Here is a 15,881-nt window from a genome sequence, read left to right on the forward strand (position 1 = left end):
GAATCCAGAACGAAAAAGGGCCCACGCCGAAGCGCGGGCCCTGTTCGTCAGTGTTCGTCATATTCGCCCCCGAAGTCCAGGGGGACCGGCGAGGCCTAGAACATCGCCCGGCCGGTGAGCTTGAGATTGTAGCGCTTCTGCTTCTTGGCCGCCTCGGCGTTGGCCTCGAGCGCCAGATAGGACATCGGCGTGCCGGCCCGCAGGGCGAAGCCCAGGGTCACCGCGCCGTCCTTGTCGGTGCCGGAGGCCAGGGTGAAGGGCGCGCCGCCGTTGGTGTACTGGGCCACGGTGTTGCCGATCTCGCCGGCCAGCAGCTGGCGATAGCCGATCCGCACTTCCGGGCGCCACCACAGGTCGCGGCCATAGTCGGCGCCGAACACGATTCCCGCGTCGGCGATCAGGCTGTCGGAGTTGCGCTTGTGGACGATCTGGTCGAAGCCGTCGCCGCCGCCGGATTCCTTGCGCTCGCCTTCGCTCAGATAGAGGTAGTCGAGCGAGGCTTCGGGACGGGTGAAGTAGCGTCCGAACTTGGCCTCGTAGGCCATGCCGGCGAAGGCGTTGAACGTGGAGCCGTTCCACTTGGCGCTGTTGTGCCGCTGGACGTCGGCGGCGCCGTCGCCGTTCAGGTCGCCGGTGTTGAACGTCCGGTCGCCGTCGTACCAGCCGTAGCCGCCGCCGCCGCCGAGATTGAAGCGCCAGCCGCCGACCGCGCGGCGCCAGTAGGCGCCCAGCTCGACGAAGTTGCCGGTGGTCTGCTCGCCCACCTTGGCGGCGATGTCGTGCTCTTCGATGCTGACATAGGCCAGGGTCAGGCCCAGGGCGCCGCCGGCGTCGCCCATGGCTTCGTAGCCGCCGACGAAGCCGAAGGCCTGGGTGTCCGAACCCATGGTCTCGTCGGTGTCGCGCCGCACCAGGGTGTTGATTTCCTGGATCCACAGGCTGTCGGGCCCGTAGCGATCGCCCGGATCGGGGCGGAAGCGGGTGGCGACCGAGATCGCGTGGCTGACGTCCTGCATGGCGGCGAAGAAGCCTTCGCCCTGGTCGGGCATCATCTGGTCGTAGAGACCCAGGAGCCCGTCCTTGGTCGTTTGGGCCAGATAGGCCTTGGCGATGTCCGCGTCCTTGCTCAGCGCCGCGAAGGTGGCGTCGTAGGCCGAGGCCTGGGACTGGTTCATGCCGATCTCGGTCGCGGTGCGGCGACGCACGTCGAGATAGACGTTGTTGGTGTCGACCCGGCTGCCGGCCACGTACAGGTACGGCGTGTCGCCCAGCAGGTCCTGGTTGATCGCGCCGGCCGTCAGCGTGCCGCCGGTGATGACCGTGTAGCTGGTCGGGGTCGTCAGCAGGCTGGTCAGCCGCAGGCCCAGCTGGGCGCCCGCGGCGATGTTGACCGGGCCGGAGACCACCAGCTGGGTGTGCGTGCCGGCCGCCGGATCGGCGGTGAACGCCATCTTGGCGTCCGCGCCCAGGGTCAGGCTGGTGGCGTTGATGGTCTCGGCGTTGGTCAGGCCCAGCGAGCCCTTGCCGATATTGATCGCCAGCTGGCCGTCCGAGTCGCGCACGGCCCCGAGCATGGCGGCGCCGCCGCTGATGTTCAGCGCGTCGGCGCCGGCCCCGAAGGCGACATCGCTGACCACCAGGCCGTTCTGGAGGTTGAAGGTGTCGGCGCCCGAGCCGAAGTTGATCGCGCCGATCAGGGTCGGCTCGTCCGCGTTGTCCACGCCGTCGCCGTCGGCGTCCGCGTCGGCGATGCCGTCCTTCAGGTCGTCGCCGTCATTGACGCCGAACTGGGTCAGGGTGACGCCGGTGGTGTTCTTGCTCACGTCGATGGCGATCGCCTTGCCGGTGACCACTTCGTTGCTGGCCAGCAGATCGGCGTCGTCGGTGTCGTCCTTGTCGTCGGTCGGCACGATCGTGGCCGAGATCCGGCCGGTGTTCTCGATGGTGGTCAGGGCGCCCGAGTTGTCGATCACGCCATAGGCGTTGCCCTTTTCGCCGCCCAGGGTGGACGAGATCGAACCGGCGTTGCGCAGGGTGGTGACGCTGGCGCCGGCGTCGATGGCGACGGCGCGGGAGTCGAACTGGCCTTCGGAGACGCTGAAGGCGGTGATCCCGCCCCGGTTCCACAGGGTGGGCGCGGTCGCGCCGGCCTTGACCAGGACGCCGGTCGAGTTGGCTTCATAGGCGGTGGCGGTGATCGCGCTGTCGAGCCGCGCGCCGCCGGCGATGGTCGTGGTCTGGCCGGCGTTTCCGCCGATCTGGATCCCGGTGGCGGTGACGCCGTCGTACACGCCGTTGGCGGTGACGCCGCCCCGGGCGATCAGGCCGTAGGCGTTGTCGCCCGTGCCGACCGCGCCGATGGCGACCGACTGGGTGTCCGAGCCGATCAGCAGGGCCGGGGCCGCGCCGTAGGTGGTCAGCGACGCGGTGCCTTCGCTGGCGTCGGCGACGCCGTCGCCGTCCTCGTCGGTGTTGGCCGTGTCGGTGTCGAGAGGCGGCGCGTCGAGCAAAATCCCGCCCCCGACATTGGCGGTCACCCGCACCGCCGAACCGCCTTGCAGCAGGTCGTCGGCGTCGAGAATCGCGCGCAATTCCTTGGTCGCCGGACGCGTGGTGTAGCGATAGCCGGTGGTGGTGACGCCGCCCTGGACGATGACGGCGCCGCTGACGGCGCCGTCGATCGCCACGCCGGTGGCGTTCAGGCCGGTCACGGTCGTGCCGCCGTTGATCGAAACCCTGCCGGTCACCGGGGCGGCGACGCGGACGCCGTAGGTGTTGTCGCCGATGACGTTGATCGTGCCGCCGGTGGTCAGGTTGCCGACCTGGCCGGTCTCAAGCCAGATGCCGGCCGAATTGTTTCCCTCGATCGTGATCGAGCCGCCCGCGCTCTGGGTGATGTCGCCGGTGAAGACGCCGGGCCCGACCAGATGGATGCCGTAGCGGTTGGAGCCCTTGGCGAACGGACCGTCGAGATCGCCGTCCGGCTTGGCCGCGCCGGACGCGTCCTTGTCGTCGTCGGTCGGGGTGTAGTCCTCGGTCAGGCTGATGGCCGCGTTGTTGATCACCGAGCCCGTCATGCCGCCCTGGATCAGGACGCCGGTGGAGTCGTTCACGCCGACGCTCGTCAGGCCGTTGCCGCCGATCGAGACCTTGTTGTTGCTGTTCAGGGTGATCAGCGGCCCGGCCGTGGTCAGGGTGATGCCCCCGCCGGTGTCGACCTTCACGTCGTCGGGCCCGGCGGCGGCCGTCGCCGTCGCCGTGGCGATCGGCGTCGTACGGGCCGTGTTGATGACGGTCTCAGCATAAGCGCCGAACGCCATGGCCAGGAGAGGAGCGGTTGCGACTGTCGCGACCAGGACCTTGCGCTGCATTACGAACGACACCTCGGAGATAAACCCAGACCCCAGATTGCGGCACGTTGCGGCGAAATTGCGGTGCTTTCCGCCGCTGTCGTGCTTCTAGGCGTTTGACGGTCTATCGCAAGCGTTCCCGGGGCGCCATATCTGGTTCACCGAATCCTCCCTTCGCGAAAAATCGAGACTGCCGCATGCCGATGGCCTCGCCGTCCTCGTCAGCCCGTTCCGATGGGTCCATCAGCACGCCGCTGGGCGTCTGGGGGGCCGTGCTGGCCGGACCCGCGGCCCTTCTGGCGCTGGCGGCGGCGGGCGGGGCCAACACCACGGCGGCGGTTCCCCTGGCCCTGATCAGCGGCGTGACCGGCTATGTCCTGGCCCGCCGGGTGTTGACCCGGTCCGTCGACTCGGTCGCCCCGGCGCCCGCCCCGGCCCTGGTCGACCAGCCGCCGCCCTTCGGCCTGATTCTCGAAACCCTGCCCGATCCGCTGATGGTCATCGCCGCCGAGGAGGCCGACGACCTGACCGGCCGGCGATTCGTGTTCGCCAACGCCGCGGCGCGGGACCTGTTCAAGCTGCAGCCGCGCGGCGGGCTGCTGGTCTCGGCCCTGCGCAGCCCTCAGGTGCTGGAGGCGGTGGACGAAAGCCTGTTCGGCGGCGTGCGGCGTTCGGTCGACTATGTCGGCGGCGGGGCCCAGGGGCGCGAGTGGGCGGCGCACTGCGCGCCGCTGGGCGTCGACGAGCGCGGTTCGCGCCTGGCCCTGCTGATCCTCAGCGACGAGACCGACGCCCGCCGCAGCGAGCGCACCCGCGCCGACTTCCTGGCCAACGCCAGCCACGAGCTGCGCACGCCCCTGGCCTCGCTGTCGGGCTTCATCGAGACCCTGCGCGGCCACGCCAAGGACGACGTCGGCGCGCGCGACAAGTTCCTGGGCATCATGCAGGCCCAGGCCGAGCGGATGGCGCGGCTGATCGACGATCTGATGAGCCTGTCGCGAATCGAGCTGAACGAGCACATCGCGCCGCTGGGCCAGGTCGACCTGGCGATGGCGACGATCGACGTGCTGGACGCCCTGACGCCCCAGGCCAAGGACAAGGCCGTGACCTTCGATCCCGTCCTGCCGCCGCGCGGCGCGGCCGTGGTCGAGGGCGATCGCGACCAGATCGTCCAGGTGATCCAGAACCTGGTCGACAACGCCATCAAATACACGCCGCGCGACGGCGTCGTGCGGGTGGAGATCTTCTCGGGGCTGACCGCCGACATGGCCGCCGCGCCGCGCGACCCCGCCGCGGCGCGCATGTCGCTGCTGACCCCCGACCACGCCGTCGAGGAGCGCTACGCGTCGCTCTGGGTCAGCGACCGGGGCCCGGGCCTGGCCCGCGAGCACCTGCCGCGCCTGACCGAGCGATTCTATCGGGTCGAGGGCCAGAAGAGCGGCGAGCGTTCGGGCACGGGCCTTGGCCTGGCCATCGTCAAGCACATCATGAACCGCCACCGGGGCGGCATGACGGTGGAGAGCGTGCAGGGCGAGGGGGCGACGTTCGGGGTGTATTTCCCGATGGCGCGGGGTGCGGGGGATTGAGGCCTTAGACTCAGGCTGTCATCCCGGATGAGCGCGCAGCGCGAAGGTTCGGGGCCGACGCGTGAACTCAGCGCTTCCGACGGTCCCGGATCTGCGCTCGGCTTCGCCGAGCTTGTCCGGGATGACAACGGCTTGGGGTCTCAAGGAGGCCCTTCCTGGCCGCTGTCGCAAAACTGTCGTCAAGACGTCGCATAAGGTCGGCGCCCGCCCGGCATAGATCGGCTGGGCGGTACGGCGCGCTGTGCGCCGTCATCGCATCCCTTCGCGCAAGACCCCGCCGCACGCATGCTGACCTGGCTCTCGCTCCTGTTTCTCGCCCTGTTCTCCGGCGCGGCTTTCATGGCCGGCCGAGGCCGCGCGCTGAAGGCCTCCGGCGGCTCCGCGGCCAAGCTCCACTCGCTGCCGAACTATTACGGTCTGTACGCGGCCCTGTGGGCCGGCGCCCCGGCGGCGCTGCTGCTGCTACTGGGCGCCATGTTCGGCGGCCGGGTCGAGGACGCCATGCTGCAGGCCCAGCGCCCGGCCGTGGTGCAGGCCCTGACGGCGGATCGCCAGGACGTGTTCTTCAGCGACGTCAACGCCGTCGCCACCGGCCAGGCCGCCAGCGAGGTGGCCTATGACGGCGCCCTGAAGACCGCGTTCGACGCCAAGGTCGTCGAGGCCAAGCGCATCGACGGCATCGTCAGCTATTCGGTCCTGGGCCTGGCCGGCCTGCTGGCCCTGGCCGGCTTCATGCTGGCCACCCCGCGCATCAACACCGAATTCCGGGCCCGCAACCGGGTCGAGGGCTGGATCGCCGGCGTGCTGATCGCCTGCTCGGTCGCCGCCGTGCTGACCACGCTCGGCATCGTCATGTCGCTGATCTACGAAAGCTGGCGCTTCTTCGAGACCGTGCCGATCCTCGGTTTCCTGTTCGGCACCGAATGGGCGCCGCAGATCGCCATGCGCGCCGACCAGGTGGCCTCGGCGGGCGCATTCGGCGCGGTGCCGCTGTTCGCCGGCACCTTCCTGGTGATGATGATCGCCATGCTGGTGGCCGCCCCGATCGGCCTCTACTCGGCGATCTACCTGTCGGAATACGCCGGTCGCGGCCTGCGCTCGACGATCAAGCCGCTGCTCGAGATCCTGGCCGGCGTGCCGACCGTGGTCTACGGCTTCTTCGCCGCCCTGACCGTGGGGCCCTTGTTTAGAGCCTTCTTCAACGGCGTCGGCGAGCAGCTGGTCGGCGGGCCGCTGGACGGGATCGGCCAGTACCTGATGCAGGTCCAGAACCAGATGGCCCTGGTGGCCGGGGTGGTGATGGGGATCATGCTGATCCCGTTCGTCTCCTCGCTGTCGGACGACATCATCAACGCCGTGCCCCAGAGCCTGCGCGACGGCAGCTACGCCATGGGCGCGACCAAGTCCGAGACCGTCAAGAAGGTGGTCCTGCCCGCCGCCCTGCCGGGGATCATGGCCGCCATGCTGCTGGCCGTGTCCCGCGCGGTGGGCGAGACCATGATCGTCACCATGGCCGCCGGCCTGCAGGCCAAGCTGACCGCCAACCCGCTGGACACCGTCACCACGGTGACCGTCCAGATCGTCACCCTGCTGACCGGCGACCAGGAATTCGACAGCCCCAAGACCCTGTCGGCCTTCGGCCTGGGCCTGACCCTGTTCGTGGTCACCCTGGGCCTCAACATCATCGCCCTGCGCATCGTCCAGAAGTACCGGGAACAATATGACTGACGCCGCCCTAAAGCCCGGCGCGCCGGCCGCCCGCCCGACGCTGTCGGCCCGCGAGGCCCTGCTCAGGAAGCGCCACCGCTCCGAGAAGCTGTTCCGCGCCCAGGGCATGGCGGCGATCATCGTCGCCATGATCTTCCTGGTGGTGCTGGTCGGCCGCATCGTCGCCCAGGGCTATTCGACCTTCGAGACCCACACCCTGACGGTGCCGGTCTATCTGAACCCCGAGCGCATCGACACCAACGCGCTGGAAGGGGTCAATTACGACTACATCGTCGCCGAGGCGATGATGAAGAAGCTGGGCGTCCAGGACGACGACCTGGGCACGGTGTCGAGCAAGGTCCAGGATCTGGTCTCGCGCGACTTCGGCAACCAGCTGCTGCAGATGATCAAGAAGGACCGGTCGCTGATCGGCAAGACCGTCGACGTCACCGGCTCGGTCAAGGCCGACGCCGACCTCTACTACAAGGGCGAGATCCAGCGGGCGACCGCCGAGGAAGACCGCAAGCTCGACAACCAGCAGCTGGACTGGCTGGACCGCCTGAAGAAGGAAGGCACGGTCAAGGCCGGCTTCAACACCAAGTTCTTCACCAACTCCGACTCCACCGAACCCGAACAGGCCGGCGTCTGGGGCGCGGTGATCGGGTCGGCCATGATGCTGATCATCACCGCCATGATCGCCATTCCGGTCGGCGTGATGGCCGCGGTCTATCTGGAGGAGTTCGCCCCGAAGAACCGCTGGACCGACGTCATCGAGGTCAACATCAACAACCTGGCCGCCGTGCCGTCGATCGTCTACGGCCTGCTGGGCCTGGCCCTGTTCATCAACTGGCTGCACGTGCCGCGCGGTTCGCCGCTGGTCGGCGGGCTGGTGCTGGCCCTGATGGCCCTGCCGACCGTGATCATCGCCACCCGCAGCTCGCTGAAGGCGGTGCCGCCCTCGATCCGCGAAGCCGCCCTGGGCGTCGGCGCCTCCAAGGCCCAGACGGTGTTCCACCACGTGCTGCCGCTGGCCATGCCCGGCGTGATGACCGGCGCCATCCTGTCGCTGGCCCACGCCCTGGGCGAGACCGCGCCGCTGCTGATGATCGGCATGGTCGCCTTCGTGCCCGGCGCGCCGGAGACCTTCACCAGCTCGGCCACCGTGCTGCCGGTCCAGGTGTTCATCTGGGAGAACGCCTCGGAGCGCGCCTTCCACGAACGCACCGCCGCGGCCATCATCGTGCTGCTGGTCTTCATGATCGTCATGAACGCCGCCGCCGTGATCCTGCGCCGCCGCTTCGAACGCCGGTGGTAGACCAATGACCGTCCTCAATCCCCTCGCTTCTCCGCTTTCGCTGGGACACGCCATGCCGACCGAAAACCGCGACGACACGATCGCCGCCTCCCAACGCCAGAGCGGGGCTCCGACCCTGGCGTCGGCCATCCCCGCCGGCCACGGCCACGTGACCACCAGCGAGTTCAAGATCCGGGCCCGCGACGTCAACGTCTTCTACGGCGAGAAACAGGCGCTGTTCGACGTCAGCCTGGACGTGCCGGCCAAGTCGGTCACCGCCTTCATCGGCCCGTCGGGGTGCGGCAAGTCGACCTTCCTGCGCTGCATCAACCGGATGAACGACACCATCCCGTCGGCCAAGGTCACCGGCTCGATCGAAATCGACGGCGCCGACGTCAACGCCAAGAGCGTCGACCCTGTGGTGCTGCGCTCGCGGGTCGGCATGGTGTTCCAGAAACCCAACCCGTTCCCCAAGACGATCTTCGAGAACGTCGCCTACGGCCCCAAGATCCACGGCCTGGCCACCGGCAAGGCCGAGCTCGAGGCCATCGTCGAGGCCAGCCTGAAGAAGGCCGGCCTGTGGAACGAGGTCGCCGATCGCCTGCACCAGGCCGGCACCGGCCTGTCGGGCGGTCAGCAGCAGCGCCTGGTCATCGCCCGCGCCATCGCCGTCAGCCCCGAGGTGATCCTGATGGACGAGCCCTGCTCGGCCCTCGACCCGATCGCCACCGCCAAGATCGAGGAGCTGATCGACGAACTGCGCAACCAGTACTGCATCGTCATCGTCACTCACTCGATGGCCCAGGCCGCCCGGGTCTCGCAGAAGACCGCCTTCTTCCACCTGGGCAAGCTGGTCGAGAGCGGTCCGACCGAGGAGATGTTCACCAATCCTCGCGACACCCGCACGCAAGATTACATCACCGGCCGCTTCGGCTGACCGGCAGGACGCACAAGAGATGACTGAACACACCGTCAAGTCCTACGGCGAAGAGCTGAACCACCTCACGGCCGAGGTCACCCGCATGGGCGGCCTGGCCGAGGCCCAGGTCGCCGACGCCATCGACTGCATCGCCCGCCGCGACGCGCCCCTGGCCCAGCAGGTCGTGGCCCGCGACGAGCGGCTCGACACCCTGCAGGCCGAGATCGAGCGCAAGGCGTTCCGCCTGATCGCCCTGCGCCAGCCGATGGCCGTGGACCTGCGCCACGCCGTGGCCGCCCTGAAGATCTCGATGAGCCTGGAACGCTGCGGCGACATGGCCAAGAACATCGGCAAGCGGGCCCTGATCCTGACCGAGGCCGATCCGATGAGCGCCCTGACCCGCTCGATCGAACGCATGGGCCGCCTGGTCCAGGGCCGGCTGAAGGACGTGCTGGACGCCTACACCGCCTCGGACCTGCAGCGCGCCATCGGCGTGTGGGGCCGCGACGAGGAGGTGGACGAGCACTACAACGCCATCTTCCGCGAACTGCTGACCTACATGATGGGCGATCCCCGGACGATCAATCCGTGCGCCCATCTGCTGTTCGTCGCCAAGAACCTCGAGCGGATCGGCGACCACGCCACCAACATCGCCGAGATCATCCATTTCGAGCTGACCGGCGAGGAGATCATCTCCCAGCGGCCCAAGCTCGACACCCTGTCGAACTAAGCAAGAGGGCCGGCGCAAGTGACTCCGTACGTTCTGGTGGTCGAAGACGAAGACGCCCTGGCCACGCTGCTGCACTACAATCTCGACAAGGAAGGCTATGTCGTCGGCGTGGCCGGCGACGGCGAGGAAGCCCTGACCATGGCCTCCGAGCGCGCGCCCGACCTGGTGATCCTCGACTGGATGCTGCCCAAGGTCTCGGGCATCGAGGTCTGCCGCCGCCTGCGCGGCCGCTCCGAAACCCGCAACGTGCCGATCATCATGCTGACGGCGCGCGGCGAGGAGAGCGACCGGATCCGCGGCCTCGACACCGGGGCCGACGACTATGTGGTCAAGCCGTTCTCGATGATCGAGCTGACCGCCCGCGTCCGCGCCGTGCTGCGCCGCATCCGCCCGGGCCTGGCCGACGACCGCATCACGGTCGGCGACATCGTCATCGACCGGGTGGCCCACCGCGTGAAGCGCCAGGGCAAGGAAGTCCACCTGGGCCCGACCGAGTTCCGCCTGCTCGACTACCTGATGCAGCACCCGGGCCGGGTGTTCAGCCGCGAACAGCTGCTGGACGCGGTCTGGGGCTCGGACGTCTATGTCGAGGCGCGGACGGTCGACGTGCACATCGGGCGGCTGCGCAAGGCGCTGAACGGGGACGTGGACGGGGATCCGATCCGCACGGTGAGGTCGGCGGGGTATTCGCTGGATCTGGACGCGGCGTAAGGCGCCGCGCCGACCCTACAGGATCAGGTCGCCGTTGCCGGGATTGAAGTCGAACCAGCCGTTGTTCAGCTTGACCGCCATGTCCCCCAGGCCGTTGCCGTCGACGTCCACGAAGATCTCGGTGTAGGCGCTCATGCCTTCGCCATAGTGGCGGATGATCATCTCGCCGGGGCGGCCCGTGAAATCGCCATGGCCCAGCCAGCGGAAGGCCTGGTTGCCGTCACGGTTCCAGTTTGCGTCGATGTCGCTGAAATCGAGAACGTCGCCGATCTGGTAGACCGTGACGGTCTCCAAGGTCGAGCCCGAAGCGGGGACGTCGGTGAAGACGAAGCGGTCCGCGCCGTCGCCGCCGATATAGGTGTCGTTGCCGGGGCCGCCCTGCAGCCGGTCCGCGCCGTCGCCGCCGTGCAGAACATCATCGCCCGTTCCGCCATAGAGTTGATCCTTGCCGCCCTTGCCCCAAAGGACGTCATCGCCGCCGTTGCCGTAGATGACGTCGCCTTGCGCGCCGCCTTCGAGAGTGTCCGCCCGGTTGGTTCCATCAATGCGAGCCATGATCTGGGCTCCTGTTACGCGCCCCGGAGGCGCCGGAATTCGAACCAACGCGCCGAAGAACCTCGTGTTTCCCAAATTCGCGCCGACACCACAGCGCGAACTCACCTCCGCCGCCCGTTCTTGCCCCTCCCCCGACCGAGGCCGAAAACCGCGTGTTTCAGGTCCTCCCCCACGGCAGAAGGCCTGGATGACGCGGCCGCGCTGTTCCTGCTAATCACCGCCCATGCTTCACCCCGCCGACTCCTACGATCCCCTGACGCCCGTGCCGCCCGAGCGCCGGGCGTTCGGCGCGTTCGACGCCTTTTCGCTGTGGTTCAGCCTGGGGATCGGCCTTTTGGTGCTGCAGGCCGGCGCCTTCCTGGTCCCCGGACTGAGCCTGGGCGCGGCGCTGGCGGCGATCGTCGCCGGCTCGGTGCTGGGCGCGCTGCTGCTGGCCGCCGCCGGCGTGGTCGGCGCCGACACCGGGCTTTCGGCCATGGGGTCGCTGCGGCTGGCCCTGGGCGCGCGCGGGGCGGCGATCCCGGCGGTGCTCAACGCCGTCCAGCTGACCGGCTGGGGCGCGTTCGAGATCATCGCCATGCGCGACTCGGCCGACGCCCTGGCCCGGCAGACCTTCGGAGTCTCCAATCCCCTGCTATGGACGCTGCTGTTCGGCGGCCTGGCCACCGGCCTGGCGGTGATGGGGCCGGTGTCGTTCGTGCGGCGGTTCCTGCGCGCCTGGGGCTTGTGGCTGCTACTGGCCGGGGCGGGCTGGCTGACCTGGCGGCTGCTGGCCGAGCACGACCTGGCGGCCCTGCTGGCCAAGGCGGGCACCGGCGAGATGAGCTTCGGGGCCGGGGTCGACCTGGTGGTGGCCATGCCGTTGTCGTGGCTGCCGCTGATCGCCGACTACACCCGCTTCGGCCGCTCGCCGCGCGGCATGTTCCAGGGCAGCGCCGTCGGATACCTGCTGGCCAATGTCTGGTTCATGGGCCTGGGCGCGGCCTACGCCCTGGCGGCCGGGGGCGGGCAGGGGATGCTGCTGTCGGCCCTGGCGGCCAGCGGCGGCGGGATCGCCTTGCTGCTGATCGTCATCGACGAGACCGACAACACCTTCGCCGACATCCATTCGGCGGCGGTCTCGACCGCGACCCTGGCGCCGATCCGCCCGACCCGCCTGGCCCTGGGCTTCGGCGTGGTCTGCACGGCCGTCGCCCTGCTGGCGCCGATGGCGCGCTACGAGACTTTCCTGCTGCTGATCGGCTCGGTGTTCGCGCCGCTGTTCGGCGTGCTGCTGGCCGACCACTTCATCGTGCGCCGCCGCCGCGTCGAGGCCGCCGACGCCCAGACCCTGGGGCTGAACCTCCCGGGCCTGGCCGCCTGGGCGATCGGCGTCGGCGCCTATCAGGCGCTCGGCAGGACAGCGCCCGAGGTGGGCGCCACCCTGCCGGCCTTCGCGGCGGCCGCGGTGGTCTATCTGGCGCTCCAGGCCGTACGGAAGCGCTCGACCTAGACCCCGACCGGGCCCGGCTCGATTGTCCAGTAGTCGCCGTCCTTGCGGGTGGTCACCCATTGGGACATCCCGATCCGGTTGTCTTGCGACAGCCGCTGATCGCGGAAGTGCAGGTTGTGGATGATGACCTTCCCGCCGTAGAGGAGCGGCTGGCCGGGATGGTCGATGTTGCTGACCACCCAGGTCTGCTTCTTGAGATTGATCCCCTCGAGATACTCGTCGTGATAGTAGCACGAGCGGGAATCGTCCCAGGCCCCCAGGACGTTGCGGGCCCCGGGCCCGGGCTCGCGCGAGACCAGCAGAACCAGGGAATGGTCGGGGATCTGGGCGGTCGGATCGGGCAGGGTCGTGACGAACGACACCGGCGCCTTGGTCTTGTCCATCTTCGGAAAATAGGCGGCGACGTCGAACGCCACCAAGAGGTCCATGATCGCCTTGGAGAACACCGAGTTGGTCACCTTCAGCGCGCAGACGGCGGGGGCCAGGTACACGCCGTGCTGGTTCTTCAGATGGAAGGTCTGACCGTACAGCACCGGGTCGCCGTTCCGGCGCGGCATATCGACGAACGGCAGGATAGGATCGGTGCGGGGCGTGGTCAGCGTCACCGCGTGGCTGAAGCTGGGCGCGTTCTTGGCCCGCTCGCCGAACTGGGCCACCAGGTCGGGACGCCCGACCTTCTCCAGCATGGTGGTGATCACCGAGGCGTGGTCGAAGGGCGTGTCGGTCTTCGAGCGGAACACCGATCCCTTCTGGACATAGGGCGAGACCACGATGGTCGGCACCCGCGCGCCCAGGCGGTCGAACTTGAATCCGGCGCTGTTCTGATAGGGCGGCTTGCCGGCGCCCCACGGCGGCTTGACCTTGCCGGGCTTCAGGTCGGCGGTCTGGTGGTCGAACGAACCCACGAACTCGTCGAAGGTGATCAGCAGCAGGGTCTTTTCCCAGGCGGCCTTGTTGGCGATCAGACTGGAATAGACCTCCTTCACCAACTGCTCGCCGGCCAGGACGCTGCCGGGCGGGTGGTAGTCGTTGCCCAGGGCCGAGAACAGGTTCTCGTAGCCCTTGTTGTCGACGGTGCTGTGGGAAATCGACCAGAAGGGCTCGATATAGCTGAACATCGGCAGCTTGCCCGCGCGCGCCCTGCGGTGGAACTCCTCGGTCTTGCGGAAGCGGTTTTCCGCGCCCGGAATCTTGGCCTTGATCTGTGGGAACAGCCGCCAAGTGTAGCAGGACTCCAGGGCGCCCGAGGTCAGGCCCACCAGGTAGTCGGTGTAGGGCTTCAGCGCCAGGTAGACCTCGCGGAGCAAGGGGACAAAGGGCGCGATGATCCCGATCTCCTTCAGCAGGGTCGAGATCTTCTGCGGCAGGTAGCTGGTCTCGTAGAAGACGTTCCAGTCGGCCCCCGCCGTTTCCAGGGCGTTGAAGATCGTCGGCGCGTCGACGCGGTCGTCGCCGATCGCCATGCCGACAATTCTCTGGATCTCCTTGGCGCGCGGATCGGTCTCCAGGTCGCCGTTGTTGATCATGCCGTTCGAGGTGCCGCACATCAGGAACGCGCGGTTGGGATTGGTCTGCGACGGCACCGAGGCGTGCCAGGCGTCGCTGACGGCGTAGTGGCGGGCGAGCTGGTTCAGCACCGGGGCCTGGGCCGGGGTGAAGCTCTGCATCACCATCGGTCCCAGGCGACGGATGTCGGCGTCGCTCAGCTTGCGCGCTTTGAGGACCTCGACGAAGTCGGCCAGCACCCCCTTCATCGTGACGGGGTCGTCGGGCTTGGGCGTGCGGGTGTTGTAGAACTGGGTCAGGACCTGCTGGAACGACTCCCCGGGCGCGAAGTCGGGGACCGTGAAGCCGGTCACGCCGCGCGTGGGCTTGGCGGCGAGCGTGCCGCTCAGCGCCGTGTTGAGGAAATCGTTGGGATTGACCGCCTGCAGCCCGCGATACGGCCCGGTGGCCGGCGGGATGAAGGTCGGCGAGTCCTTTTCGTAGGTCCAGCCCAGCATGCTGTCGAACGTGCGGTTCTCGAGCATGAGCACGACGACGTGTTCGATGTTCTTGAGTGTCATGGCGCTTCCCCCCGGCCCGGCGTTCGAAGTCGCTCGGAGCATGGGTGGGAAGATGCTACTTTTGAGAGAGTTATGTCAATGTGCCGCCAATGAGGGTGCTCCCCGCGCGCCGCATTCGTCTTGACCCCGCGCGCTGGCCACGCGACACCCCGGCCTCATGGAAAAGCTGAACATCCTGCTCGTCGGGTCCGGCGGACGCGAGCACGCCCTGGCCTGGAAGATCGCCCAGTCGCCGCTGTGCGGCCGCCTGGTGGCCGCGCCGGGCAATCCCGGTATCGCCCAGGTGGCCGAGCTGCGCGCGGTGAAGGTGACCGACGTCGCGGGCCTGGTGGCCCTGGCCCGGGAGATCGCCGCCGACCTGGTGGTCGTCGGTCCGGAATCGGCGCTGGAGGTCGGGCTGGCCGACGAACTGGCCAAGGCCGGGATCCCCTGTTTCGGCGGCAGCGCCCAGGCCGCCCGGCTGGAAACCTCCAAGGCCTTCACCAAGGACTTCTGCGCCCGCCACGGCCTGCCGACGGCGGCCTATGGCGTGTTCACCGACGCGGCCGCGGCCGGAACGTTCCTCGACACCCTGACCGCGCCGTTCGTGATCAAGGCCGACGGCCTGGCGGCCGGCAAGGGCGTGGTGATCGCCGCCGATCGGGCGCAGGCCGACGCCGCCGTGCTGGACATGCTGGGCGGCCGCTTCGGCTCGGCCGGGGCGCGGGTGGTGATCGAGGAGTTCATGCACGGCGAGGAGGCCTCGCTGTTCGCGATCTGCGACGGCAAGACCGCCATGCTGTTCGGCGCGGCTCAGGACCACAAGCGCGCCTATGACGGCGACGAGGGTCCCAACACCGGCGGCATGGGCACCTATTCGCCGCCGCCGGTCCTGACCGACGCCCTGGTCGAGCAGGCTTGGCGCGAACTGGTCGTCCCGACCGTCGAGGGCATGGCCGCCGAGGGCTGCCCCTATGTCGGCGTGCTCTACGCCGGTCTGATGCTCACCGCCCAGGGCCCCAAGCTGGTCGAGTACAACGCCCGCTTCGGCGACCCCGAATGCCAGACCCTGATGCTGCGGCTGGAAAGCGACCTGGTCCCGCTGCTGCTGGCCGCCGCGCGCGGTCAGCTGGCCGGCGCCGACAAGCCGGTCTGGCGCGACCAGGCGGCGATCTGCGTGGTGCTGGCCGCCGAAGGTTATCCCGACGCCCCCAAGACCGGCGGCCTGATCCAGGGCGCCGACAGCGAGTTCGGCGGCGAGGCGGTGATCTTCCACGCCGGCACGACCCGCGACGCCGAGGGCCGGCTGACGGCCTCGGGCGGCCGGGTGCTCAATGTCTGCGCCCTGGGCGCGACGCTGCACGAGGCCCGCGACGTGGCCTACGCGGCCCTGGGCACGGTGTCGCTGGAGGGCGGGTTCTATCGCTCGGACATCGGCTGGCGGGCGCTGAGCCAGCACGGCTGAGAGCGGAGCCGCGGCTGGAGACAGGCG

Annotated in this window: 11 protein-coding genes; 8 read left to right on the plus strand and 3 right to left on the minus strand. The window is 68.9% G+C overall.

The genetic code is table 11. From position 1 onward, the window contains the following. Nucleotides 1-95: 95 nt before the first annotated feature. Nucleotides 96-3,371 (minus strand): autotransporter outer membrane beta-barrel domain-containing protein, encoded by a 3,276-nt coding sequence (locus ASD38_RS03345; protein WP_056435906.1) that lies wholly within the window; start codon nt 3,369-3,371, stop codon nt 96-98. 176 nt (nt 3,372-3,547) lie between these two features. Here ASD38_RS03345 and ASD38_RS03350 point away from each other — a divergent pair, with 176 nt between their 5' ends. From ASD38_RS03350 to phoB, 6 genes are all read left to right on the plus strand, one after another. Continuing rightward, nucleotides 3,548-4,936 (plus strand): sensor histidine kinase, encoded by a 1,389-nt coding sequence (locus tag ASD38_RS03350; RefSeq protein WP_056457588.1) that lies wholly within the window; start codon nt 3,548-3,550, stop codon nt 4,934-4,936. Between the two features lie 285 nt (nt 4,937-5,221). Continuing rightward, nucleotides 5,222-6,664 (plus strand): phosphate ABC transporter permease subunit PstC, encoded by a 1,443-nt coding sequence (gene pstC / locus ASD38_RS03355; RefSeq protein ID WP_056435902.1) that lies wholly within the window; start codon nt 5,222-5,224, stop codon nt 6,662-6,664. Continuing rightward, entirely contained in the window at nt 6,657-7,958 is a 1,302-nt protein-coding gene (pstA, locus tag ASD38_RS03360) for a phosphate ABC transporter permease PstA (protein ID WP_056435901.1), read from the plus strand. The genes pstC and pstA overlap by 8 nt, the downstream gene beginning before the upstream one ends. A 52-nt stretch (nt 7,959-8,010) precedes the next feature. Next, on the plus strand, nt 8,011-8,874 hold the full coding sequence (gene pstB, locus ASD38_RS03365) for a phosphate ABC transporter ATP-binding protein PstB (RefSeq protein WP_442856936.1): 864 nt from the start codon (nt 8,011-8,013) through the stop codon (nt 8,872-8,874). Nucleotides 8,875-8,893: 19 nt separating this feature from the next. Then, a complete protein-coding gene (phoU, locus tag ASD38_RS03370) occupies nt 8,894-9,586 on the plus strand; it encodes a phosphate signaling complex protein PhoU (RefSeq protein ID WP_056435899.1) in 693 nt (230 codons plus the stop codon). An 18-nt stretch (nt 9,587-9,604) separates the two neighbouring features. Further along, the gene (phoB, locus tag ASD38_RS03375) at nt 9,605-10,297 is read left to right on the plus strand and encodes a phosphate regulon transcriptional regulator PhoB (protein WP_012288542.1); all 693 of its coding nucleotides are present in this window, start codon (nt 9,605-9,607) and stop codon (nt 10,295-10,297) included. A gap of 15 nt (nt 10,298-10,312) precedes the next feature. Here phoB and ASD38_RS03380 read toward each other — a convergent pair whose 3' ends face one another. Further along, nucleotides 10,313-10,852, minus strand: coding sequence for a calcium-binding protein (locus tag ASD38_RS03380; protein ID WP_056457604.1), 540 nt, complete (start codon nt 10,850-10,852; stop codon nt 10,313-10,315). A 223-nt stretch (nt 10,853-11,075) separates the two neighbouring features. Here ASD38_RS03380 and cytX point away from each other — a divergent pair, with 223 nt between their 5' ends. Then, nucleotides 11,076-12,344, plus strand: a complete 1,269-nt coding sequence (gene cytX, locus ASD38_RS03385) for a putative hydroxymethylpyrimidine transporter CytX (protein WP_056435893.1) — start codon at nt 11,076-11,078, stop codon at nt 12,342-12,344. Here the strand turns inward: cytX and ASD38_RS03390 are convergent. Next, entirely contained in the window at nt 12,341-14,410 is a 2,070-nt protein-coding gene (locus ASD38_RS03390) for an alkaline phosphatase family protein (protein WP_056457615.1), read from the minus strand. The two genes, cytX and ASD38_RS03390, sit on opposite strands and share 4 nt — an antisense overlap. Nucleotides 14,411-14,567: 157 nt before the next feature. Between ASD38_RS03390 and purD the strand changes: the two genes are divergently transcribed. Continuing rightward, on the plus strand, nt 14,568-15,854 hold the full coding sequence (gene purD / locus ASD38_RS03395; protein ID WP_056457617.1) for a phosphoribosylamine--glycine ligase: 1,287 nt from the start codon (nt 14,568-14,570) through the stop codon (nt 15,852-15,854). Nucleotides 15,855-15,881: the final 27 nt, after the last annotated feature.

The sequence above is a fragment of the Caulobacter sp. Root487D2Y genome (assembly GCF_001427165.1).
In the GTDB taxonomy this organism is placed as follows: domain Bacteria; phylum Pseudomonadota; class Alphaproteobacteria; order Caulobacterales; family Caulobacteraceae; genus Caulobacter.